Origin of the sequence: Acetobacter musti, assembly GCF_011516835.1 — a bacterium.
Classification (GTDB): Bacteria; Pseudomonadota; Alphaproteobacteria; order Acetobacterales; family Acetobacteraceae; genus Acetobacter; species Acetobacter musti.
On sequence record NZ_WOTB01000010.1, the window covers coordinates 15,760 to 38,519 of the forward strand.

General features: G+C 59.7%; 21 protein-coding genes and 2 tRNA genes. 11 read left to right on the forward strand and 12 right to left on the reverse strand.

Translation table 11 applies throughout. The annotated features are described in order from the left end of the window. Positions 1-15: 15 nt before the first annotated feature. From atpD to GOB93_RS09035, 6 genes are all read right to left on the reverse strand, one after another. Positions 16-1,494 (reverse strand): F0F1 ATP synthase subunit beta, encoded by a 1,479-nt coding sequence (atpD, locus tag GOB93_RS09010; RefSeq protein ID WP_173583178.1) that lies wholly within the window; start codon positions 1,492-1,494, stop codon positions 16-18. 59 nt (positions 1,495-1,553) lie between these two features. Continuing rightward, a complete protein-coding gene (locus GOB93_RS09015) occupies positions 1,554-2,435 on the reverse strand; it encodes a F0F1 ATP synthase subunit gamma (RefSeq protein ID WP_173583179.1) in 882 nt (293 codons plus the stop codon). 15 nt (positions 2,436-2,450) lie between these two features. Further along, a complete protein-coding gene (gene atpA / locus GOB93_RS09020) occupies positions 2,451-3,986 on the reverse strand; it encodes a F0F1 ATP synthase subunit alpha (RefSeq protein ID WP_173583180.1) in 1,536 nt (511 codons plus the stop codon). After that, entirely contained in the window at positions 3,986-4,621 is a 636-nt protein-coding gene (locus tag GOB93_RS09025; protein WP_173583181.1) for a F0F1 ATP synthase subunit delta, read from the reverse strand. The genes atpA and GOB93_RS09025 overlap by 1 nt, the downstream gene beginning before the upstream one ends. A 210-nt stretch (positions 4,622-4,831) precedes the next feature. Next, complete coding sequence (locus tag GOB93_RS09030; protein WP_173583182.1) at positions 4,832-6,259, reverse strand: MFS transporter; 1,428 nt, start codon at positions 6,257-6,259, stop codon at positions 4,832-4,834. A 120-nt stretch (positions 6,260-6,379) separates the two neighbouring features. Then, positions 6,380-6,453: transfer RNA gene (locus GOB93_RS09035), tRNA-Gly, on the reverse strand. A gap of 53 nt (positions 6,454-6,506) precedes the next feature. On the opposite strand from GOB93_RS09035, the gene GOB93_RS09040 reads away from it, so the two are divergent. The 4 genes from GOB93_RS09040 to nusG all read left to right on the forward strand — a co-directional run bounded on the left by GOB93_RS09040 (position 6,507) and on the right by nusG (position 7,699). After that, complete coding sequence (locus GOB93_RS09040; RefSeq protein WP_173583183.1) at positions 6,507-6,671, forward strand: hypothetical protein; 165 nt, start codon at positions 6,507-6,509, stop codon at positions 6,669-6,671. A 51-nt stretch (positions 6,672-6,722) separates the two neighbouring features. Beyond that, positions 6,723-6,799: transfer RNA gene (locus GOB93_RS09045), tRNA-Trp, on the forward strand. Positions 6,800-6,964: 165 nt separating this feature from the next. After that, positions 6,965-7,159, forward strand: a complete 195-nt coding sequence (secE, locus tag GOB93_RS09050) for a preprotein translocase subunit SecE (protein WP_146886323.1) — start codon at positions 6,965-6,967, stop codon at positions 7,157-7,159. Between the two features lie 9 nt (positions 7,160-7,168). Beyond that, positions 7,169-7,699, forward strand: coding sequence for a transcription termination/antitermination protein NusG (gene nusG, locus GOB93_RS09055; protein WP_173583184.1), 531 nt, complete (start codon positions 7,169-7,171; stop codon positions 7,697-7,699). Between the two features lie 158 nt (positions 7,700-7,857). On the opposite strand, the gene GOB93_RS09060 is transcribed toward nusG, so the two are convergent. Together GOB93_RS09060 and zwf are read right to left on the reverse strand one after the other, a co-directional pair. Continuing rightward, positions 7,858-8,325, reverse strand: coding sequence for a DUF2501 domain-containing protein (locus tag GOB93_RS09060; protein WP_173583185.1), 468 nt, complete (start codon positions 8,323-8,325; stop codon positions 7,858-7,860). Positions 8,326-8,483: 158 nt separating this feature from the next. Next, entirely contained in the window at positions 8,484-10,031 is a 1,548-nt protein-coding gene (gene zwf / locus GOB93_RS09065; RefSeq protein ID WP_173583186.1) for a glucose-6-phosphate dehydrogenase, read from the reverse strand. A 167-nt stretch (positions 10,032-10,198) separates the two neighbouring features. Between zwf and GOB93_RS09070 the strand changes: the two genes are divergently transcribed. The 6 genes from GOB93_RS09070 (at position 10,199) to GOB93_RS09095 (ending at position 16,312) form a co-directional block, all read left to right on the forward strand. Next, on the forward strand, positions 10,199-11,221 hold the full coding sequence (locus GOB93_RS09070) for an aspartate-semialdehyde dehydrogenase (protein ID WP_173583187.1): 1,023 nt from the start codon (positions 10,199-10,201) through the stop codon (positions 11,219-11,221). A gap of 330 nt (positions 11,222-11,551) precedes the next feature. Next, positions 11,552-12,025, forward strand: coding sequence for a succinate dehydrogenase, cytochrome b556 subunit (sdhC, locus tag GOB93_RS09075; RefSeq protein ID WP_173583188.1), 474 nt, complete (start codon positions 11,552-11,554; stop codon positions 12,023-12,025). 1 nt (position 12,026) lies between these two features. Then, positions 12,027-12,446: a succinate dehydrogenase, hydrophobic membrane anchor protein gene (sdhD, locus tag GOB93_RS09080; protein ID WP_173583189.1), complete on the forward strand. Its 420-nt coding sequence runs from the start codon at positions 12,027-12,029 to the stop codon at positions 12,444-12,446. Between the two features lie 97 nt (positions 12,447-12,543). Continuing rightward, positions 12,544-14,355 carry a succinate dehydrogenase flavoprotein subunit gene (gene sdhA / locus GOB93_RS09085; protein ID WP_173583190.1) on the forward strand — a complete coding sequence of 604 codons (1,812 nt, stop codon included), beginning with the start codon at positions 12,544-12,546 and terminating at the stop codon, positions 14,353-14,355. A 37-nt stretch (positions 14,356-14,392) separates the two neighbouring features. Then, positions 14,393-15,175: a succinate dehydrogenase iron-sulfur subunit gene (locus tag GOB93_RS09090; RefSeq protein WP_173583191.1), complete on the forward strand. Its 783-nt coding sequence runs from the start codon at positions 14,393-14,395 to the stop codon at positions 15,173-15,175. A 385-nt stretch (positions 15,176-15,560) separates the two neighbouring features. After that, a protein-coding gene (locus GOB93_RS09095; protein WP_173583192.1) for an IS5 family transposase occupies positions 15,561-16,312 on the forward strand; the annotation gives its coding sequence in 2 pieces (ribosomal slippage) (positions 15,561-15,891 and positions 15,891-16,312; 753 coding nt in all). A 566-nt stretch (positions 16,313-16,878) separates the two neighbouring features. On the opposite strand, the gene GOB93_RS09100 is transcribed toward GOB93_RS09095, so the two are convergent. Further along, on the reverse strand, positions 16,879-17,544 hold the full coding sequence (locus tag GOB93_RS09100) for a hypothetical protein (protein WP_408742377.1): 666 nt from the start codon (positions 17,542-17,544) through the stop codon (positions 16,879-16,881). Further along, on the reverse strand, positions 17,522-18,055 hold the full coding sequence (locus GOB93_RS09105; RefSeq protein ID WP_173583194.1) for a DUF2142 domain-containing protein: 534 nt from the start codon (positions 18,053-18,055) through the stop codon (positions 17,522-17,524). Before GOB93_RS09105 ends, GOB93_RS09100 begins: the two co-directional genes overlap by 23 nt. Before the next feature lie 412 nt (positions 18,056-18,467). Here GOB93_RS09105 and GOB93_RS09110 point away from each other — a divergent pair, with 412 nt between their 5' ends. Further along, positions 18,468-19,991, forward strand: a complete 1,524-nt coding sequence (locus GOB93_RS09110; protein WP_173583195.1) for a GT99 family glycosyltransferase N-terminal domain-containing protein — start codon at positions 18,468-18,470, stop codon at positions 19,989-19,991. Positions 19,992-20,152: 161 nt separating this feature from the next. On the opposite strand, the gene GOB93_RS09115 is transcribed toward GOB93_RS09110, so the two are convergent. Further along, on the reverse strand, positions 20,153-21,316 hold the full coding sequence (locus tag GOB93_RS09115) for an acyltransferase family protein (protein ID WP_173583196.1): 1,164 nt from the start codon (positions 21,314-21,316) through the stop codon (positions 20,153-20,155). Positions 21,317-21,567: 251 nt separating this feature from the next. Further along, entirely contained in the window at positions 21,568-22,632 is a 1,065-nt protein-coding gene (locus GOB93_RS09120; protein ID WP_173583197.1) for a nucleoside hydrolase, read from the reverse strand. Positions 22,633-22,760 lie beyond the last annotated feature (128 nt).

Genomic DNA, 22,760 nt, shown 5'->3' on the forward strand with positions numbered 1-22,760 from the left:
CCGAAGTCGGCTGACTTACGCCGATTCCTTCATCTTCTCTGCCTTCGCGACAGCTTCCTCGATCGCGCCGACCATGTAGAACGCACCTTCCGGCAGATCGTCATATTCACCGGCGACGATCGCCTTGAAGGAGCGCACGGTGTCCTCAAGCGAAACCAGCTTGCCCGGCGCTCCGGTGAAGACTTCCGCCACATGGAAAGGCTGAGACAGGAAACGCTGGATACGCCGCGCACGGGCCACGATCAGCTTATCGTCTTCCGAGAGCTCGTCCATTCCGAGAATGGCGATGATATCCTGCAGCGACTTATAGGTCTGCAGGATACGCTGCACATCACGGGCCACCTTGTAGTGCTCTTCGCCAACGATCTTCGGATCGAGCGAACGGGACGTGGAATCCAGCGGATCGACAGCCGGATAAATGCCCATTTCCGCGATCGAACGGTTCAGAACCGTCGTCGCATCAAGATGCGCGAAGGTCGCGGCAGGCGCCGGGTCGGTCAGATCGTCTGCAGGCACGTAAACGGCCTGCACGGAGGTGATCGAACCCTTCTTCGTCGAGGTGATGCGCTCCTGCAGCGCGCCCATCTCGGTCGCCAGCGTCGGCTGATAACCCACGGCGGAAGGAATACGGCCGAGAAGCGCCGACACTTCCGAACCGGCCTGCGTGAAGCGGAAAATGTTATCGACGAAGAACAGAACGTCCTGCCCTTCCTCGTCACGGAAATACTCAGCCTGTGTCAGACCCGAAAGCGCGACGCGGGCACGGGCTCCCGGCGGCTCGTTCATCTGACCGAACACCAGGGCAACCTTGGACCCTTCCGTGGAACCGTCCTCGGCCACCTTGATCACGCCCGCATCCTGCATTTCGTAATACAGGTCGTTCCCTTCACGGGTACGCTCACCGACACCCGCGAACACCGACACACCACCATGCGCCTTCGCGATGTTGTTGATCAGTTCCTGAATGATGACGGTCTTGCCAACGCCGGCACCGCCGAACAGGCCGATCTTGCCACCCTTCAGGTAAGGGCAGAGAAGATCGACAACCTTGATACCGGTGACGAGAATCTCAGACGCCGCCGCCTGCTCCTCGAAAGACGGAGCCTCACGATGGATCGGCGCGCGACGCGTCGTGCGGATCGGCCCTTTCTCATCGATGGCGTCGCCAATCACGTTCATGATGCGGCCGAGAACCTCAGGACCGACCGGAACGGAAATCTGCGCGCCCGTATCGACAACCTCATCACCGCGAACCAGACCATCGGTCGTGTCCATGGCAATGCAGCGAACCTCATGCTCACCGATTTCCTGCGCAACTTCGAGCACAAGGGTGGAATTACCGAGCTTGACATGCAGCGCACCGAGAATCTTCGGCAGCGTGCCCTCGAACTGCACGTCAACGACGGCGCCGCGGATCTGGGTGATCCGGCCGACATTGTTCGAGGAACCCGGGGCTGAACTCTGGGCCGGGGTCTGGGTGATGGTATCCGACATGGGATCAGCTCCTGCGGGCAAAACGGTCTGGACGGGTCGGGAACGGGACGAAAGCGGCTTCAGACCGCCTGCGCACCCGAGATAATCTCGATAAGGTCATTGGTAATATTGGCCTGGCGTGTCCGGTTGTATTTCTGCGTCAGCCGGTCGATCGCCTTGCCTGCGTTGCGGGTCGCGTTATCCATGGCGGTCATCCGCGCACCCTGTTCGCCGGCCGCCGACTCAAGCAGCGCCGCGTAAATCTGCACCTGCAGATTTCTGGGCAGCAGCCGCTCAAGCAATGTCTGCTCATCCGGCTCGAACTCATACTGCGCGGCATTCGGATCAGGCTTCGCCTCGTTCGCGTCAAGCCCGAGCGGAATCAGCTGCAGCGGCGTCGGCACCTGCGACATCACGTTCTGGAAACGGTTGTAAATCACCGTGCAGACGTCGAATTCGCCATTCTCAAGCAGCTTCGTGATTTTCGCACCAAGATCGCTGGCAGCCGAGAAAGGAATCTCCTTTCCGCCAACACCGATCACATGATCGACAATCAGATCAGCATAATCACGCGACAGAAAGTCAAACCCCTTGCGACCGATCGGCAGCAGCTTAACGGTCTTTCCCTCTGCCTGGAGCCTGCGGATCGTCAGCCGCGTGGTGCGATTGATGTTCGAGTTGAACCCGCCCGCAAGACCCCGGTCACTCGTGATCGGAACAAGAAGGTGGACGCGATCCTCACCGCTTCCGGCCAGCAGCTTCGGGGCGCCGTCCTCACCGGACATCGCCCCCGCCAGTTCACCCAGCATACGGCGCATCGCCGCGGCATACGGGCGCGCCGCCTCGGCGTGCGTCTGGGCACGGCGGAGTTTCGCCGCCGCGACCATTTTCATCGCGCTCGTAATCTTCCGCGTCGATTTGACACTTCCGATCCTGGCGCGGAGTTCCTTCAGGGAAGCCATGAACGATACCCGCGATCAGACAGCGAAACGGCGATTGAAGTCCGTCAGGAACTCACCGATCTTCGTCTCAAGATCCTTGGTGATCTGCCGTTCGGTCCGCAGCCCCTGGATGATGTCCTTCGCGGGACCACGCAGCTCACCGAGCAGCTTGATCTCCCACGGAACCACCTGATCAACCGCGATGCCATCAATGTAACCACGGGTGCCGGCAAACAGAACCACAACCTGTTCCTCAACCGCCAGCGGCGACGATTCAGGCTGCTTCAGAAGCTCAACCAGACGCGCGCCGCGGGCAAGCTGCTTCTGCGTCGCCGGATCGAGATCCGAAGCGAACTGCGAGAACGCCGCCATCTCACGATACTGAGCAAGGTCCAGCTTGATCTTGCCGGCAACCTGCTTCATCGACTTGATCTGAGCGGCCGATCCGACGCGGGACACCGAACCGCCGACGTTAACCGCCGGACGGATACCCCGATAGAACAGATCGGTCTCCAGGAAGATCTGACCATCGGTGATCGAAATCACGTTGGTCGGAATATAAGCCGCGACGTCACCGGCCTGCGTCTCGATGACCGGCAGAGCCGTCAGCGAACCGGCGCCGTTCTCATCCGACATCTTCGCCGCGCGTTCCAGCAGACGGGAATGCAGATAGAAGACGTCGCCCGGATAGGCTTCACGCGCCGGCGGACGACGCAGCAGCAGGGACATCTGGCGATAGGCAACAGCCTGCTTCGACAGATCGTCGTAGCAGATCAGCGCATGCATGCCGTTATCGCGGAAGTATTCACCCATCGAGCAGGCGGAATACGGCGCGAGATACTGCATCGGAGCCGGATCGGAAGCCGTCGCGGCGACGACGATGGAGTAAGCCATCGCACCATGCTCTTCGAGCGTGCGAACCAGCTGAGCGACGGTCGAACGCTTCTGACCGATGGCCACATAGATGCAGTAGAGCGACTTTTTATCGTCGCCCAGCGCATTCACATCCTTCTGCGCCAGAATGGTGTCGAGCAGAATCGCCGTCTTGCCGGTCTGACGGTCACCGATGACCAGTTCGCGCTGACCACGTCCGATCGGCACCAGCGCATCGATCGCCTTGATCCCCGTCTGCATCGGCTCACTGACCGACTGGCGCGGCATGATGCCAGGCGCCTTGACCTCGGCGGGCTTCATCGTGACGTCCGTGAGCGGACCCTTGCCGTCGATCGGATTGCCGAGACCGTCGACAACGCGCCCCAGAAGACCCTTGCCGACCGGAACCTCAACAACCGCACCGGAACGGTTGACGGTGTCGCCCTCACGGATTTCCGTATCGGACCCGAAGATAACGACACCGACATTGTCGTTCTCAAGGTTCAGCGCCATGCCCTTCTGACCGGCGGACGGGAAATCGACAAGCTCCCCGGCCATGACGTTCTGCAGGCCGTAAACACGGGCAATGCCGTCACCGACCGACAGAACCGTGCCGGTCTCGGCAACTTCCGATGCCGTATCGAATGAAGCAATCTGCTGCTTGAGGATATCCGAAATCTCGGCGGGACGGATTTCCATCACGCGGCTCCCTTCATGGCATAATGCAGGCGTACAAGGCGGGACTGGAGGCTGCTGTCAAACAGGCGCGGTCCGACACGAACCACGAGACCACCAAGGATCTCAGGGTCGACCCGCTCCTGAAGATTGACACGCGAATAGCCGGCTTCGGCGAGCTTACCCTGCAGCTGGGCACGCTGCGCCGTGGTCAGCGGTTCGGCGCTGACCACTTCAGCGGACATTTCACCACGCCGGGCAGCCGCCACGGCGGCGAAAGCCGCAAGAATTTCACGGAGACGGGACAGACGCCGGTTATCGGCGATCACACCGACGAAGCTGGTTACGGTCTGACCGAAACCCTGCTGCTTCAGCACGGACAGAATCGCCTTGCGGGAGTCCCTGATATCCAGACGGGCGTCACCGAGCACCGTCCGCAGGTCCTGGCTTCCGTCAATCAGACCGGCAAGCGCACCGGCCTCCGACAGAACCTCATCAAGCTGCCGGCGCTCGGCAGCAAGCTCATACAACGCGGTCGCATAGCGTCCCGCAAGACCGCCCGTCCCGACAGGGGCATGAGGTACGGAACGGGTACTCGTTACGGCAGTGGCCACGTTTGGCTCTTCCCTTCTGCGTTCCCCAGGCGCGCCAGCAGGCATGAGACCAGGGTCGGCGATACCGGCCCCGGGACACACGCCCGGCCGCAATTCGTTATTGGCGCGGCCTCTAGCATGGAGACCCGGACCACGCAACCGAGCAGAGCCGCGCTTTCAGGCCCGGACAGGAAGATTCTTTCAGGCAACAAACCTTCTCCGCCCTCAGCTCTTTCCGACAACGTTTCCGTCCCGCGGGAGAACGCGAAAACTTTGTCACGAAAAACCGGCCGCGATACGCTCCGCGGACTCACGCGCACGGCGACCCGTCGCGATGAATCCGCACAGACTGACAGCGACTCCAAGCAGCGCCGCGAGCCAGAAAACAGGATGGGCCGCCGCCAGAAAACCATCCGCGAAACCATCCGTGAAATGCGTCGCGACACGGCCGCTTCTCACACTGCCCGCCACCGCCACACCGAGAGACGCACCGATCTGCCGGCTCGTCGAGGCAATGGCCGCCGCGAGTCCGGCGCGCCTGCGCGGCATGCCGGAGACGGCAGCATTGGTGATCGGCGCGTTACATAAGCCAAAACCACCCCCCATCAGCAGATAGGCGAGAACAAGCTGCCATTCCGGCGTCCCGGCGGTCAGCCCGGTCATGAGCAGCGCCCCCAGACAGAGACCGATACCGGACAGCACGAGAGGAAGCCGCGCGCCGCGCGTCGCCACAAGACGCCCGGAGAGAGGAGCGCCGACCGTGATCGCAACAGCCAGCGGCATCAGCATCAGCCCGGCCTGACGCGGCAGGAAACCCCTGACATCCTGCAGATAAATCGTATTGAGAAAAAGCAGGGATGAGAAAATGGCGAAGCAGAGCACGGCCAGCACCGTCGCGGACGCAAAAGGAATCGACCGGAAGAATCGCAGATCGAGCACCGGATTCGCCCTCGTCGCTTCCACCACGACAAATCCGGCCAGGGCGATGAAAGACAAAGCAGCCAGACAGAACGTCCACGGGCTCAGCCACCCGGCGTCCGGGCCTTCGATCAGAGCGGCCACGCAGGAAGCCGCCGCCACGGCAGCAAGCCCCTGGGCCGGCAGATCGAGCGGAGACCGCTCCGGCGAACGCGATTCCGGCACAAAGCGCAGGGTCATCCCCAGCGCGACGAGACCGATCGGCAGATTGATCCAGAAAACGAAGCGCCACCCGATCCAGTCGCTTACGAAACCACCAACCATCGGACCGAGCGCAAGCGCGGCCCCCGACATCATCCCCCAGATGCCGATCGCGCGGGCTCTTTCACGGGGGTCCGTAAACGTATTGGCGATGATCGACAGCGCGACCGGATTCATCATTGCGCCGCCGACACCCTGAAAAATACGCGCGGCAATCATCTGACCGGTCGAAGCGGCAAGACCGCACAGCGCGGACCCGGCACAGAACATCGTGACACCGGCAAGAAAAACACGACGGCGACCGATACGATCCGCGATGGAGCCGGCCAGCATGAGCAGCCCGGCCACAACCAGGGTGTAGGCGTCCACAATCCATTGCAGATCGGAAAGTCCGGCGCCAAAGGCGTGGCGAATCGACGGAAGCACGACATTCACGACCGTGACGTCCATCATCACGAGCAGAAGGCTCAGACAGCAGGACGCAAGAATGAGCCAGCGCCGCCCATGCATTTCAGACTCACTCATGCAGGCGGCTGCTCCGGACAATGCGCACGGAACTGCGGGCTGCCAGCCATTCCTGCGCGCCGGCGAAAACAGCATCCGGCGGATCGCAATCCGCTTACGACCAGTAAAATAAAAGGAAACTGGAGCGGGCGAAGGGAATCGAACCCTCCTCAGAAGCTTGGAAGGCTACTGCATTACCACTATGCTACGCCCGCATCCGACGCGGCTTATACTGCATCTCCGACACGCCAGGCAAGCAGGAGATCGCGTGAAAAAATACGACGGGCGCATTGCGGCGAAAAGGCCGGAAAACGCCGGCTCATATGATTTTACCCGCCATCGGGGAAGCAAAGTTTGTGCCCTCCCCCTCTTGACTTTAAACGCCCGGCATATTCTTTTCCGCGGCCTGCGCCCGGTTCGCGTGGTGAACTGAACTGAGACAGCTCCGGCTGCTTCAGGTAAGGTCTCCGCAGGGCGGTTCTGCAGGGGTGTAGCTCAATTGGCTAGAGCGCCGGTCTCCAAAACCGGAGGTTGTGGGTTCGAGACCCTCCACCCCTGCCAAACCCGCCTGGTCAGACATCCGGTGGGAGCATCCCCTTCGGTCTGATCCTCCGTTCCAGGCAGCAGCGCAGCAGGCGGGCCGGCATTCGCCGGGCCCGGGCGAATCCAGGCCGGAAACACGCGGGCGAAACCCGATGTGTGGCGGCTGCTTGAGAAGGGTTGTTCGTGTCTGTCAGTCCGGTGAAATTTCTGCGTGACGTGGAGGCCGAAGCGCGTCGCGTCACATGGCCGTCACGCAAGGCAACCCTGGTCACGACAGGCGCGGTGCTCGCGATGGCTTCGCTCGCTTCACTTTTCTTTTTCGTCGTCGACCAGGTTATCGGCCTCGGCGTTCGTGAACTTTTCGGACTGGGAGGTTAGAGGACCGGCATGGCCAAGCGTTGGTACGTCGTGCACGTCTATTCGGGATTCGAAAAGAAGATCGCGAGCCACATCATGGAGCAGGCCGCCCAGAAGGGTCTGGCCGATCACATCGATCAGGTGCTCGTCCCGTCCGAGGACGTGGTTGAAGTCCGTCGCGGGCAGAAAGTGAACTCGGAACGGAAGTTCTTCCCTGGTTACGTGCTGGTGAAAATGGAACTGACGGATGAGAGCTGGCATCTGGTCAAGGACACACCGAAAGTAACCGGCTTCCTCGGCACCAAAACGCGCCCCAGCCCGATTCCGGAAGCGGAAGCCGAGCGGATCATGAAGCAGGCTCAGGAAGGCGTCGAACGGCCGCGTTCCTCCGTCACCTTCGAGGTCGGCGAGCAGGTTCGCGTGGCCGACGGTCCGTTCACATCCTTCAATGGCGTGGTTGAGGAAGTCGACGAAGAGAAGACACGCCTGAAAGTCAGCGTCTCGATCTTCGGCCGCTCCACGCCTGTCGATCTGGATTACAGCCAGGTCGAGAAACTCTGACATCAGCCTGATCCCCGCCGGCACGTCCGGCGGCCCCGGCCGAACAATATTCTGACGCACCCCACAGAAAAGGCCGCCGGTCATCTGACCGGCGGCCCTTTTTCATGAAAGCCGAAGACGCGGGACCCTTTCATAAAGGGTCACCACGCACAGGCCCGTCAGATCATGGACTGCGCTTTGCTCAGAACAGCATTGCACAGCTTCCTGCGGACGCCCTCTTTCAGTGACGACAGCGAAAGCTGGTTGCCGTTCCCGACCTGAAGCAGCCCCTGCTGACCGGCCGTATACGACGAATCTCCGGTCACGCCGGACTTGCCGGTCAGGGAGTTCAGCGTCGAGGTAGCGGTCGAACCGCTGACAATGTTGTTCTGAACGCAGTAGCTCAGAATCCCCGTCACATTCCCCGTGCTGGCGGAAGACAGTGACGGAAGGCCGACCGAGCCCAGCAGACCCGACGTCCCGGAGGTGGTCGTTCCGCCAAGTCCCGACTGTCCGAGCGCGCCCTGCATCGCGCCCTGTTCTGCGCCTTTCGCCAGACTGCCAAATGACTGCGCCTGCGCGACAGATACGCCGGTCAGTGCCAGGCCGCCGGCAAGAGCGAGGGCGCGAAAACGACGAACGATCATGGGTATCCCCTTAATTTAACTAATGACCAGGCGGAGCATTCTCCGGGACCCGGTCTCCGCATCTGTGTAGACGCGCAATACGGCAGGAAGGCGACATCATCCGGTCACCTTCGCCACGAAATCAGAAGAGACTGTGACATATGGAAACCACGGCCGCCTTAAATCTCCCCGTCAATCGGGTGCCATTTTCTCCCATCCCGTGCAAGGAGCTCGTCCGCACCCCGGGGTCCCGCTGAGCCGGCATCATAAAGCTCCGGAGCCGTCCTCTCGGCCTGCCAGTTTTCAAGCACCGGCTCCACGGCAGCCCATGCGGTTTCGATGTTATCGGCGCGCTGAAACAGCGTGGCATCCCCGCAAAGGCAGTCATAAAGCAGGGTTTCATAACCGACATTGGGCTCCCGGACGAAGAAATCCGGATATCGGAATCGTGACTGCACATCGACCAGCCGCATCTCGGGACCAGGCTTCTTGGCGCCAAAGCAGATCGTAACACCCTGAACCGGCTGAACGTTCAGAATCACCCGGTTCGGCGGCGGCGCATGCGCATGGTCCGCGGACGGGAAGAGCGTAAGAGGAGGGAGCCGGAACTCAATGACGATTTCAGCAATCCGGTTCGACATCGCCTTCCCGGTCCGCAGATAGAACGGCACTCCGGCCCACCGCCAGTTCCGCACTTCCAGCTTCATCGCCACATATGTCTCGGTGTCACTGTCAGCCGCAACGCCGGGACTGTCGCGATAAGCCGCGACAGGCCTGCCTCTGACCGTTCCGGCAGCATACTGGCCACGCACCACATCCTCCGGCCTGACCGGCACAATCGATTCGAAGAGCGTCTGCTTCGCTGTTCTGACCTTCTCCGGCGCGAAGCTCGCGGGCGGTTCCATCGCGACCATGGCGAGAAGCTGAAACAGGTGGTTCGGCACCATATCCCGCAGCGCCCCCGTCGCTTCGTAAAACGCCGCCCGCGATTCCACCGTGACCGTCTCCGCCGCCGTGATCTGGATGTTGTCGATGTAGTCGCGATGCCAGATCGGCTCGAAGATGACGTTGCCGAACCGCATCGCCAGAATGTTCTGAACGGTCTCCTTGCCGAGGAAGTGGTCGACACGGAAGATCTGCTCTTCCTTCAGCACGGCCAGAATGCGGCTGTTGAGTTCCCGTGCGGACTGAAGATCCGTCCCGAAAGGTTTTTCGATCACAACGCGGCGGAAGGCGCCGTTTTTCTCCTCCGTCAGCCCCGCCCTGCCCAGCGCCTCGACGGCAGGCGAGAAAAATCGCGCCGGAACAGCAAGATAGAAGACCACATTGCCGTCAATCGCACCACCGAACTCCTTCAGAGCAGCAGCATCGGTAAAATCAATGCGGGCGTAACTCAGCCGGGCCGACAGCCAGCTCCATACGGTTTCATCGATTTTCGGCGTGTAGAATTCGGCCGTCGGGTCCTGCGTGAACTTCTCCATCATGGCGGTCAGACCGGCAAGCCAGCCTTCAGTCGTGTCCTCGGCGCGATCGACACCGATGATTCTGAAGCGGTCAGGCAGCAGACCTGAAACCTTCAGGTCGTAAAGAGCCGGAATCAGCAGACGTTTCGTCAGGTCTCCATGCGCGCCGAAAATGACGAGCGTGCAGTCGGGAGCAGGTTTCACCCCGGATGGCGCAACAGGCTGATCGGTTCGGGCGAAGGTTGAAATTCTCGCAACGGGCATCAGATACCATCCCTCATCGTCGACGGGCGCCCGGCCGGCGGTCAGAACTGGCGCGCGCGTGACCGGAGCTCCGGGATAAACCTTCCACGCGCTCTCGTCTTGCTCTAGGTGTCACGTCGCCATTCTGCGCGGAATGCAGACGACACGTGGAGAGAAAGGGAAACGGGATGGGTTACAGGGTAGCGGTCGTCGGCGCGACCGGAGCGGTCGGACGTGAAATTCTTAAAACGCTTCACGAACGGGAGTTCCCTGTCGATGAAATCGTGGCCCTCGCCTCGCCACGCTCGGCCGGACGCGAGGTCTCGTACGGCGACCGGACCCTGAAGGTCGCGAACCTCGAAACATTCGACTTTTCCGGCTGGGACGTAGGCCTGTTCTCTCCGGGCGGCGCCGTTTCGGCCGTCCACGCGCCACGCGCCGCAAAGGCCGGCTGCATGGTCATCGACAACACGTCACATTTCCGTATGGAACCGGATGTGCCGCTGGTCGTGCCGGAAGTGAACCCGAACGACGTCAAGAACGCGAAACGCCGGATCATCGCCAACCCGAACTGCTCGACCATCCAGATGGTCGTGGCGCTGAAGCCGCTGCACGATCTGTTCACAATTAAACGGGTCGTCGTCTCCACCTACCAGGCAGTCGCGGGGGCCGGCAAAGACGGCATGGACGAGCTGTTCGCCCAGACCAAAGGCAGCTTCGTCGGCGATCCGCCAAAAATCGAGCAGTTCCAGAAACAGATCGCCTTCAACTGCATCCCGCAGATCGACCGCTTCATGGATGACGGCTCCACCAAAGAAGAGTGGAAGATGGCCGTGGAAACCCGGAAGATCCTCGACCCCGAGATCGCCGTGCTCGCGACCTGCGTGCGGGTACCGGTTTTTGTCGGCCATTCGGAATCGGTCTCCGTCGAATTCGAAGAACCGGTTGATCTGGCGCGCGCCCGCGAGGCCCTGCGCGAAGCGGACGGCGTCGTGCTGGTCGACCAGCGTGAGGATGGCGGCTACGTGACCCCGATCGAATGCGTGGGCGAGGATGCGAGCTATGTCTCGCGTCTGCGCGTCGATCCGACCGTGCCGAACGGACTCGCCTTCTGGTGTGTCTCCGACAACCTGCGGAAAGGCGCGGCGCTGAACGCCGTGCAGATCGCGGAACTCACGATTGCGTTTGATCTGCTTGGCAGGAATCGCTGAGCAGTCCGGCCGGCCGACGCGCAGAGCAGACCCGGTATGCACCGGCCGTCTGCTCCCGCGCGTTTTTGTTTCGACCCCGTTCCTGAATAGATAGCCCCGCTTTTATACGATTCGGCGGCTCCCGGTCTGCGCCACAGACCATGCGCCCGGCGCGGCAGGGGGCTCCCGGCCGCAGACAACCGCCGAAATCATCAAATAAAACGTGAGCCTACCTCCCGGTTTCGTGTTTCTCCGTCGAATTGACCCCCGCACCCCTGCGGCGTAGGACCGATTTCTGACTGACGCCGGTTTTATGCGGCGTTTTATCTACACAGAGACGGCGAGGCGACGATGCAGGATGTCCGGGAAGCGCTCTATGTCGGGAGCCGAAGCGACGGCAGATTAATCCGACGACCCATGTCACCGCATCTTCAGGTTTACAAGATGCGCCTGTCGATGTTCCTTTCGATAACGAATCGTATCACAGGCGTCGTGGCGACTGCGGGTTCAGCCCTGGGCGTAGCCTGGCTTGCGGCACTGGCAAAAGGACCGAAATCCTTCGCGGCGGCGCGGAAGGTGACCGGCAATCCGCTGGGACAGATCATACTGGGTGGCTGGATTCTGTCACTCGTATGGCACACCGTCGGCGGGCTGCGCCACTTCATCTGGGATGTGGGCAAACGCGACGATAAAAAATCGGTCAATGAGGATGGCCCCGTTGCCGTCGGCGTCATCGCCGGCGTCAGCGTGACCCTCGCCGCGGCCCTGCTGGGCGTCTCCTGTTGCCGTTCGCGCAGCCGCGCCAAGTTGAGGAAGGCCTCCTGAGATGAATGCACCGGTCTCTCCGCATCATGATGTGATGCGCTCCCAGCTGGGCCGCGCCCGCGGTCTCGGCTCGGGTCATTCCGGCACCGGCCACTGGATTGCGGAACGTGTATCAGCGGCAACGCTGCTGCCTCTGTCCGGCTGGTTTGTCGTGCAGATGTTCCGCCTCGGCGGCGCCGATTACGAAGAAGTCGCTGAATGGGGTGGCAGGCCGCTGAACGCGACGATGCTGGCCGCGCTCGTCATTTCCAGCTTCTACCACGCCGAATCCGGACTGCAGGTCATTGTCGATGACTATGTCCACGGCAAGGCCCACGTGCCGGCAAAGCTGGGCGTCCGGTTCGTGACCGGCATTCTCGGACTGCTGGGTGTCGTGGCCGTGCTGAAGCTTGCGCTCGGCCGGCCGGCTCCGAAAGCCTGACTGAAATTCCTCCGGCTCCGGTCCCGCCCGCAGGCGTGGCCGTGCCGGTTTTTCACTGACGCATGACAGGTCGCAAGACAACGGGAGCGCCGTCACAATGAACGCTATTTCCTCTCCATCGCGGGGAGCCTACCGAATCGTCGATCACGCCTATGACGTGGTGGTTGTCGGCGCCGGCGGCTCGGGTCTCCGTGCAACACTCGGCATGGGCGCCGCAGGCCTCTCCACGGCCTGCGTGACCAAGGTCTTCCCGACACGCAGCCATACCGTGGCGGCGCAGGGCGGCATCGGCGCCTCGCTGGGCAACATGGCCCCTGATAACTGGCGCTGGCACATGTACGACACCGTGAAGGGGTCGGACTGGCTGGGCGATCAGGACGCCATCGAATATATGTGCCGCGAGGCGGTTCCGGCCGTCTACGAGCTCGAGCATTTCGGCGTGCCGTTCTCCCGCACGGAAGACGGCAAGATCTATCAGCGCCCCTTCGGCGGCCATATGAGCGATTTCGGCAAGGCCCCCGTGCCCCGCGCCTGCGCCGCCGCTGACCGCACGGGTCATGCGATCCTGCACACGCTGTATCAGCAGTGCCTGAAACATAACGTCGAATTCTTCGTCGAATACTTTGCCATCGACCTTATCATGGATGAGGAAGGCGCCTGTCGCGGCGTGATGGCCTGGTGTCAGGACGACGGCACGATCCATCGCTTCAACGCGAAGATGGTGGTTCTGGCGACCGGCGGTTATGGCCGCGCCTATCAGTCCTGCACCTCGGCCCACACCTGCACCGGCGACGGTGGCGGTATGGCGATGCGCGCCGGCCTGCCGACGCAGGACATGGAGTTCGTGCAGTTCCACCCGACCGGCATCTATCCGGCAGGTTGCCTGCTGACGGAAGGCTGCCGTGGTGAGGGCGGCTATCTGACCAACTCCGAAGGCGAGCGCTTCATGGAGCGCTACGCCCCGACAGCGAAGGATCTGGCGTCCCGTGACGTCGTCTCCCGCGCAATGACCCTGGAAATTCGCGAAGGCCGTGGCTGTGGTCCGAAAAAGGATCACATCATGATGCATCTGGAGCATCTTGGCGCCGATCTGCTGCACGAACGCCTGCCAGGCATCGTCGAGACCTCGCGTGTGTTCGCCGGCATCGACGTCACAAAAGAGCCGGTGCCGGTTCTGCCGACCGTTCACTACAACATGGGCGGCATTCCGACCAACATTCATGGCGAGGTGGTGCGGCCGACGGATGACAATCCGGATGCGGTTGTGCCAGGCCTGATGGCGGTCGGTGAGGCAGCCTGCGTGTCCGTGCACGGCGCGAATCGTCTGGGTACGAACTCTCTGCTCGATCTGATCGTCTTCGGTCGCGCCGCCGCGAAGCGTGCGGCGGAAATCGTGAAGCCGACAGACTTCTCAAGACCTCTGCCAGCCGGCGCGGGCGAGGCGGCGCTGGATCGTCTGGATGCGACCCGCTACGCCAAAGGCGGCACGCGGGTCGCCGAACTGCGTGATCGCCTGCAGCGTGACATGCAGATGCACGCGGCGGTGTTCCGTACCGAGGAGAGCCTCAAGGAAGGCTGCGACAAGATCCAGGAGATCTGGAAAGCGCGCGCCGACATGTCGGTCGCCGATCACTCGCTGATCTGGAACAGCGATCTGATGGAAGCGCTGGAGTTCGACAACCTGCTGGCCAATGCGACGGTCACGCTGGAAAGCGGCCTCGTCCGCCACGAGACCCGCGGCGGCCATGCCCGCGACGATTATCCGGAGCGCGACGACAAGAACTGGATGAAGCACAGCGTGTCCTGGCTGGACGACAAGGGCGATACGAAGCTGACCTATCGCCCTGTGCACATGAAGACGCTGACCGATGAGGTTCAGGTCTTCCCGCCGAAAAAGCGTGTTTACTGATCTGCCGTGATGAACGGACGAATTAAGGGAGGCTAAGATGGTCGAACTGAGACTTCCGCGGAACAGCACGGTGGGTCAGGGGCAGTTTTTCCCTGCCCCGGCCGGTGCGAAAACTGTGCGGGTTTTCAAAATCTATCGCTGGACGCCGGATGACGACAAAAATCCGGTGATGGACACATATGAGGTCGATCTGGACGCGATCGGTCCGATGGTTCTCGATGCGCTGATCCACATCAAGAACGACATCGACCCGACACTGACATTTCGTCGCTCCTGCCGCGAGGGAATCTGCGGGTCCTGCGCGATGAACATTGACGGCGAGAACACGCTGGCGTGTCTGAAGCCGATCAAAGACATGAAGGGGGATGTGATCATCAATCCCCTCCCCCACATGCCGATCGTCAAGGATCTCGTCTCCAATCTGGATGGCGCCTACGCCCAGCTCCGCTCGATCGAACCCTGGATGAAGGCCGACAGCGCACCGCCACCGGATGGCGAGCGCCGCCAGTCGATCGAGGAACGGGCGAAGCTGGACGGTATGTGGGAGTGCATTCTGTGCTTCTGTTGCACAACCTCCTGCCCGTCTTACTGGTGGAATGGTGACCGGTATCTTGGTCCGGCTGTGCTGCTGGCGGCTAACCGGTGGATTGTGGACAGCCGTGACGAGCATACCGGTGACCGGCTGGATTCGCTTGAAGACACCTTCAAGCTGTATGCCTGCCGCACGATCATGAACTGCACGCAGACCTGCCCGAAAGGTCTGAACCCGGCCAAGGCGATCGGGCACATCAAGGAACTGCAGGTTGAACGGAAGCTCTGAGCGGAGCTTTCATTCTGAGCCTGAAGGCGCCGGGAGGGAAACCTTCCGGCGCTTTTTTTGACGTTTGTCTGCTTTGCAAAGACAGATCAGATGGCTTTTCAGGGCTTTGCCCCGAACCCCACAAAGGGACGCAGTCCCTTTGATCCCGGTTTGTTAAAATCAAAAGGGCAAAACCCCGCCTTGTCGCCTGTTTGCAAAATACAGAAACGCCTTTTTTGCAGCCTGACAAAAAAGACTGTTTCATAAACCTGCTTCTGAAATTCCCTGTAAATTATACAGACGTTTTTGGTGAAGCTTTTTCAGGACGCTTCAGAAGACACCGCCTTTTTGGGGTCTGTTGGGAATTGTACTTTTTCAAAGCCACCAAATGTGATTCAAAATCCGTATGGATCGCTTCGTATTGACAGATGCCCAATGGGCGAAAATGGAACCGCTATACCTTGGCAAGAAAACGGATCGCGGCCGCAGCGGGCGGAACAACCGTCTTTTCATTGAGGCGGTCTTATGGATTGCCCGGACCGGCAGTCCATGGCGTGACCTTCCGACGCATTTCGGGCATTGGAACTCGGCCTATTCCCGTTACAGCGACTGGATGAAAGCCGGTGTTTTCAAACGGCTTTTTGAAGCGGTCTCTGACGATGCCGACATGGAATATGCGATGATCGACGGCACGGTGGTCCGGGTTCACCGCCATGGCCAGGGCGCAAAAGGGGGACCCGAAGTCAGGCGATAGGACGCAGTGTGACGGGATGGTCCACCAAGATCATCGCCATGACTGACGCCCTGGGCAATCTGGTCCATTTTACGCTTATCCCTGGCCAGCATTACGACACGGTCGGGGTGGCACCGCTTCTCGAACAGGCTGATTTCGAGGGACTTCTTGCTGACAAAGCGTTTGATGTCCACTGGATCGTGGATACCATACGCGCGCAAGAGGCCCGCGTGGTCATTCCTCAGCGTCGGAACCGCCTCGACAGGCGACCCTTCGATGGAGCCCTGTTCAGGGCGCGCCATCTCATCGAGAACTTCTTCTGCAAGCTCAAGGAGTTCAAGCGCATCGCCATGCGAAGCGACAAGACAGACAGATCATTCGCAGCGATGATTTATCTCACCGCCGCAGTCATCAATTCACGATAATTCCCAACAGGCCCTGGGAAAAGGCGGCACCAAAAAACTTTTATTTATTTTTATCAAAGATTTAACCCAGAAAGGTTCTTCAATCTGGCTGAGGCTGGCAAGTAACCAGGACTCAAAAAATCACAACATCATCAGTCTGTTATGAGAATTTTTGTGCATTTAAGGCTTTTGAAACAGCCTCTGAGACATACAGCCCGACCTTCCGCCGGCCTTCAGGACAGACAGCAAACCTCCCTCTGCCTTTCTGCAACAAAGAAAGATTTTTCTGTCCTCAATGATATCAGAAATACGATCAGCCAAGGCCAGATTCCGGAAAGTCACGCTCTTTCCAGATCTGATGCGAAATAACCACCGAAAAAATCACCGGAACGCCGGCATTATCAGCTCATACACATCTGACCGACCGGGACAGCAGGGCTCTGCCCTGCACCCGGAAGAGGTCGCGACCCCTTCACCCTTTTATGTTTAATAAACCGGGATCAAAGGGACCCCGTCCCTTTGTGGGGTTCGGGGCAAAGCCCCGAAAACTCCCGACTTTCCCTGCACAGCCGGCCGCACAGGGATATTCAGGTCACAGTCAGACCGGCCACCAGAATCTCATAAAGACTGTATAGGCAAAATATCCGGCCGAAAGTGGCAGCAGCGTACAGAGCAGACCCCGCTGCGCGATGACAGATCGTCTTTCCTCCACGTCGCTGAACTGTATCCAGGCACCGCCAGTAGAACCAGCGCCCCTGTTCAGCCATCCAGCCCCAGGCCAGCGTCGCGATACACGTTCTCGCCATGTAGTCACCCGCCTGGCCATAATAACCCAGCCTGAACGTGTTCCACAGAACGGTGAAAATATAAAACGGATGCTGCATCAGATTATGAATCTGCCCTGCCGCTGACACATGCGGATCGGAACTGGTCGCGGCGAGAACAGGAATCAGACCGAGTCCGGACCAGAGCAGGATCGCGAACAGTGACAGCCCGAGCGCTCTAAGCGCCGCAGCAGTATTTCTCCCGTACGACATGATGAGCGGAATCAGCAAAAACGTGATGTATGGCGGTTTCGCCATGACAAAACACGCCAGAAGAGCCGTTGCGATATAAATATACCCTGACCGGTACGCTTCGCTCTTCAGCCGCGTCAGAAAAGCCGCCGCCAGCACGATAAACGCGGTATTACCGCCATCCTGGGAATACGAACAGAATAACTGAAAGATTTCAGGAATACAGAGACAATACACCAGCCAGATCCGCGCTGACGGCGCACAGATACAGAGCGCGAGCAGACAGACAGACAACACCGCCGAAAAGTCGCCCGATATAGAAAGTCTCCATGATATCGAAATGCAGATAGCGCGTTACGAATATGGAAAATGCCGACGGAAGATAGAAAACCGGCGGATAAATAACGGTATTGGCGAAATTCGCCGGGCGCACACCGCCACCCCAGTGAAAACGATTCCCCGCAGCAATGTCTGACAGTGAGCCACGCACATGAGGATCAAAACTCAGGCTCAGAAAACTGTGTCCGAAATCGATCACATCCGGAGGAAGAGCGCCCCCGGAGAATGTCGGGGTGTAGCGCGTCCCCGTCATTCCGCCGTGCGAAATCTGGACAGAACGGAAAAAATGATGCGTCTCGTCCTGAACGGCAAACGGCGGCAGAAGAACCGACAGACTGAAAACAATAAGGAGCCCGGCAAAGAAATACATCCGGGAAGTCCGGAATTCTTTCAGAATAAGTCGGTGCATAGAGTCTCCAGGCAGGTTCGGAACTGGTATTCCCTTTAAGCGTGTCACACTTCCATACTGTCAACAGGGATTTTTATCCGGAACTGCCTGAATACACTAAAAACGCAGGACGACCGGACAGAAGGACCGAAACACAGAATGTCAGCTTTCCGCCATATACCGATATAAACCATCCGGTCGTTTTGTTTTTTCTTGTAATAAACAGAAACTATCATTAACTGGCCACACACGAAACAATCACGGATTCCGCCCCGCAACGTCATCCACCCGTAACGGTTCTCCGGATGGAATCCGCCCGCTCAGCAGTAATGGCTGCAACACCCACGCGGCACGGGCTTTCTTCAGTCAGCTCTTCTGTGGTACGCCAGAAGACAAAATACAGCTCTCAAAAACAGCTTTCTGGCAATTCCACATGACAACACGCCACTTCATACTGGTTCTGCCTGCGGTCTCACCAGTCGGTGACCGGCCTCATTATCTCTGGGTTCTGCAGAAATGGCTGCACGAGTTCCGCACCACCGGGACGACAATCATTCTGCCAGAGTTCTATCGTTCAGCGTTCGGAGAACCGAAACGGTGGGAATTCGGACAATGGTCAGCCGGTTTCCATGGCTACGAACCCGTGCGGGATCTCTCGGATCATCCGGCATCAATGCGTTTTTATCCATCCGGAACAGGCGGTGATCCGGCCACGGCGCCAAATGTGCGGTTTTCCGACTCTGTCAGAACTGTCGATGACAGTCTCGCAGCCTTTTACACCGGCATCCTGCAGGATGTGCGTGCACAGACGGGAGCCCGCCCGGTTCTCGTCGCCTGGGTCAACAACGCAACGCTGCGGTCCGTAGCAGCAACACAGGATGCGGACCTGACCTTTAACGAAATCGGCCCCTTACGACGGCCGCATTACCGGCAGACGGCTTACTGGGATACCCACGGCGTCAACGGCGACACGTCTGTACCGACTTTGTGGGAAGCAGAACGGTCCGATTTCGAACGCTGGCTCGGCGATCACCCCGAGTTTCTAAGTCCCGAAGGCGTTCAGAGAGTTTTCACCACCCCGCGTCAGCACCGGCCTCAGCCGGAGACGGCCGTCGGCCTTGCGCTCCAGATCGAGACGGATTCCAACGCCCTGCTTTTCAGCCGGGGATGGAACAATCTTTCCGTCCTTGAATACCTCCAAGAACAACACCGACCCGACGATTATCTCATCCGGTACCATCCGAACGGCAAGGCGCTTTACACCGGCCCCACGGACCGGACAGCATCACCGCTGGATTTTCTGTTCCGGGTGAAGACACTCTGGACGATCAACTCCAGCCTGGGAATCGAAGCGTTCTTCTGGTCCCATCCGGTACGGTTTTTCGGCAATTCTCCGGTCAGTCTTTTTCTGACAATGACGGAGAACGAAAAAGCCGCTTTCCGGGCCTGGTTCTTCCTGCGCTACCTCATTCCGTGGCGCCTGCTGTTCTCGACGGATTATTACGCATGGCGATTTGAAGCGCCATCCTGTGTGGCGATCACGGAGCGGCATCTCCGGGCTTATGGTGAGGAGTCCCCTGTCAGCAGCGGTCCCGTCCCCGGCACGCCATCCGATCTCAAACCTGTCATGGTTCCGCCGCTGCCACAGGCTCTCACCGAGCTTGACGAGGATATGATAACGGTTCTGCGCGGACGGATTGCTGACCGGAACAGATGGATCGCGGACCGGGACCGCTGGATCGCCGAGCGGGATGACACGATTACTCTGCTGCGATCACGGATTAAAGACCGGGACAAATGGGTTTCTGACCGGGATCGCTGGATCGCGGACCGCGATGTATGGATTGCCGAGCGTGATGAAACAATTGCGCTGCTGCGGTCTCAGATCGAGGATCGTGACCACCGGATCGCCGAGCGCGACAGCACCATTGAAACCCTGAAACAGAATCCGGCATAGAAGCCTGTATAAAGAAGTTTTTGGTGAAGCTTTTTTCAAAAAGCTTCAAACAACACCGCCTTTTTGAAAAAAGGCGGCACCCAAAAACTTCTGTTTTTATCAGGAATTTACCACAGGGCGTCTGCATGGCTGACCGGGGAAACAGATGACCGGCCCGGCGCTCACCTCACGGGAGACACGCCGCCATCCCGATACGAAGCCCGCAGCCATCTCTTCGACAGTCTGTGGCCAACCCGGTTCAGGGGTAGCTCAACCCGGCGGAAAAGCAGGGCGCTGAACGGGAGAGCGATCAGCAGAGTCGTGGCAAGCACAAGAGCCTCGCGGGCAAACAGCGGCAGAGCCGGCAGGACAGGAGACAAAAACCGCCCGGCAAGGGCGATAGCAAGAAAGTGGACAAGATAGAGACTGAAGGAAATGTCCCCGAGCCACAGAAGCGGCCGGACGGTGAGCAACGCCGTCACGCGGCCAGGCCTCGCCAGACCGTACAGCAGAAACGCCGCGAAAAATGATTCGGGAATAACGAGTTTCGGCGAGTTGAACACCTCCCCGAGATGTTCAGGACTGGTGAGCAGAGTGGTCGGCAGGGAAAGACCAATGGCGGCAAGAACAATGCCCGTGCCCGTGAGAACGATCACCGAATTCTGCCAGGCCCGGCAGGCCGTGATGCCGGCGATGAAACTGAAACCATAAAGCAGCGGCAGGCCTTTTCCACCGGCAGGCGCAAAGGCGGAGAGCGCGAGAGACGCCAGAGCGACGGGCAGGAAGATGCGGCCGTTTTCGCGGCTGCAGAGCCAGATGAAAGGCAGAAACAGGGCGGCGATGAGTTCCACCATCACCGTCCAGCCCTGAGGCACGAGCACACTGGAGAGAGACAGCAGGCACTTCACCAGGGTTACCGCCGAAAGGGGCATATCATGAGGAAGCAGACCCGCCATGAACGGATCGCTGGTCGCGATGGGCCAGGCGGAGACGGGCAGACGGGTATACAGAGCGCTGAGCAGCGTGACAGCCATCAGAGCAGGAAGAATGCGGAACGTGCGCCTGACCCAGAAAGCGGGAATGCCCCTGGCCCCGAAGGGATGCTCGTCGAAGGAATATGTGAGGACGAAACCGCTGAGAACGAAGAAAAGGGTGACAGCGGCAGGGGAGTTGAAAAGAAAGAACACAACGACGGTAAGATTATGTCCGGAGAGCGGATAGCACGCGAGGACATGACGGATCACGACAGTGAGACAGGCAAGCCCGCGCACGGACTGAAACGCTTCAAAGCGGTGCTTCCCGGGAGCCTGCCATGGAGCAAAGGCCGGCATTCGCGCTGGCGGCATGATGTGTTTTCCCCTCAGAATGCCTGGAAAGCAAACCTGGACGAAGCACGCCCGCCTGGGAAGCCGGAAACAGACCCGGCCAGCCGCTCCCGGCAGCTTTCCGCAGCGGACGTGATCATCGCCGCACACCGCCCGCTGCACGCCAAGCCCCACAACCAGCGACAAAAGACAGTCAGAGCCAGCGCGCCGCTGCCTCCGGACTGATCTCATACGATACAGCTCGCACACGGCCCTCATGCAGAGCGGCCAGGCTACGCGACAGCAAGCGTCCGGAAAAGCAGGTCTCTGAACGCCTTACCCGAAGCATCCATGCAGAGATTGACATTGGGCGGCGGGGTCGGCTGCCCGTTATAGCGATTATCCCCATACAGCATCGTGCCACGGGTCAGCGTGCCGGCCAGTTCGATCTTCAGGGCAACAGCACGCCATGCTGTGGCGATGGACGGATCGATGACAATGGCAGCCGCCATGGGATCGGCGTTGACCGAGCCGGCCGCATTGCGGGCCTCCATCTCGAATGTCAGCCGGAGCCGGTTGGACTCCATGAAAAACCGGCTGCGGGGCGTGTCGAGTTTCGCAATCCGGTCATAATCCTCCCGTCTGAGCAGAGAAGGATCGGCAAGAGTGCCGTCGAACATATGGCCACTGAACATGACAAGCGGCGCCCCGGAATCGAGCACCACCGAGGCGGCCTCCGGATCGACCATGGCGTTGAAACCCGGCGTCGGACGGGCATCGGCGCCTCCGACAAACACAATTCCTTTGAGCACTTTTGCCATGGACGGATCGCGCAGCAGAGCGGTGGCGACGTTGGTCAGACCACCGAGCGCAAGGATGACAACCTCACCGGGATGCGCATGCGCGATGCGCCGCATGGCGTCACAGGCATGTTCCGGGTCGATTTTCTGACGCACCTCAGGGACGCTGACACCGCCCAGACCATCGCGACCGTGAATAAAACTCGCCGACGGATAAGGATGATTCAGAATCGGATGCGGAACGCCGGCATGGACGGGAACCGTCCCACCCTTCCCGGCCAGATCGACGACATAGAGCGCGTTTTTCAGCTCCTGCTCATACCGGATATTGCCGGGAGTCACCGTCACCGCCTCAACGGTCATATGCGGAGCGCTCAGCGCCATCAGCAACGCGACCGCGTCATCATTACCGGGATCGGTATCGACGATCACCCTGTGATTATCAAGCAGCCTTGGAAGCGGCACAGGCGAGACACCCGGCTCCACCGCCGCGCGCGCGGCAGGCGCAAAACCCGCGGCAAAAGCGGACGCCAGAAAATGTCTGCGGTTAAATCTCATAAAAGTCCTTTCTCCATCTTCTCTGATACGAACGCTCAGAGGCTGTTTCAAATACTTTAAATGCCTGAAAATCCTCGTAATACCATGATGTTGTTATGGTTTTTTAGTTCCAGCCATGTCCAGAGACA

What these genes read in the sequence shown, in the direction of transcription:
- sdhC (WP_173583188.1), top strand. Translation starts at nt 11,552, where the DNA reads ATGCAGGATGTCCGGGAAGCGCTCTATGTCGGGAGCCGAAGCGACGGC.
- atpD (WP_173583178.1), bottom strand. Translation starts at nt 1,494, where the DNA reads ATGTCGGATACCATCACCCAGACCCCGGCCCAGAGTTCAGCCCCGGGT.
- GOB93_RS09015 (WP_173583179.1), bottom strand. Translation starts at nt 2,435, where the DNA reads ATGGCTTCCCTGAAGGAACTCCGCGCCAGGATCGGAAGTGTCAAATCG.
- GOB93_RS09110 (WP_173583195.1), top strand. Translation starts at nt 18,468, where the DNA reads ATGACAACACGCCACTTCATACTGGTTCTGCCTGCGGTCTCACCAGTC.
- GOB93_RS09025 (WP_173583181.1), bottom strand. Translation starts at nt 4,621, where the DNA reads ATGCCTGCTGGCGCGCCTGGGGAACGCAGAAGGGAAGAGCCAAACGTG.
- GOB93_RS09060 (WP_173583185.1), bottom strand. Translation starts at nt 8,325, where the DNA reads ATGATCGTTCGTCGTTTTCGCGCCCTCGCTCTTGCCGGCGGCCTGGCA.
- sdhA (WP_173583190.1), top strand. Translation starts at nt 12,544, where the DNA reads ATGAACGCTATTTCCTCTCCATCGCGGGGAGCCTACCGAATCGTCGAT.
- GOB93_RS09090 (WP_173583191.1), top strand. Translation starts at nt 14,393, where the DNA reads ATGGTCGAACTGAGACTTCCGCGGAACAGCACGGTGGGTCAGGGGCAG.
- atpA (WP_173583180.1), bottom strand. Translation starts at nt 3,986, where the DNA reads ATGGAAATCCGTCCCGCCGAGATTTCGGATATCCTCAAGCAGCAGATT.
- GOB93_RS09105 (WP_173583194.1), bottom strand. Translation starts at nt 18,055, where the DNA reads ATGCACCGACTTATTCTGAAAGAATTCCGGACTTCCCGGATGTATTTC.
- sdhD (WP_173583189.1), top strand. Translation starts at nt 12,027, where the DNA reads ATGAATGCACCGGTCTCTCCGCATCATGATGTGATGCGCTCCCAGCTG.
- zwf (WP_173583186.1), bottom strand. Translation starts at nt 10,031, where the DNA reads ATGCCCGTTGCGAGAATTTCAACCTTCGCCCGAACCGATCAGCCTGTT.
- GOB93_RS09070 (WP_173583187.1), top strand. Translation starts at nt 10,199, where the DNA reads ATGGGTTACAGGGTAGCGGTCGTCGGCGCGACCGGAGCGGTCGGACGT.
- nusG (WP_173583184.1), top strand. Translation starts at nt 7,169, where the DNA reads ATGGCCAAGCGTTGGTACGTCGTGCACGTCTATTCGGGATTCGAAAAG.
- GOB93_RS09120 (WP_173583197.1), bottom strand. Translation starts at nt 22,632, where the DNA reads ATGAGATTTAACCGCAGACATTTTCTGGCGTCCGCTTTTGCCGCGGGT.
- GOB93_RS09115 (WP_173583196.1), bottom strand. Translation starts at nt 21,316, where the DNA reads ATGCCGCCAGCGCGAATGCCGGCCTTTGCTCCATGGCAGGCTCCCGGG.
- GOB93_RS09030 (WP_173583182.1), bottom strand. Translation starts at nt 6,259, where the DNA reads ATGAGTGAGTCTGAAATGCATGGGCGGCGCTGGCTCATTCTTGCGTCC.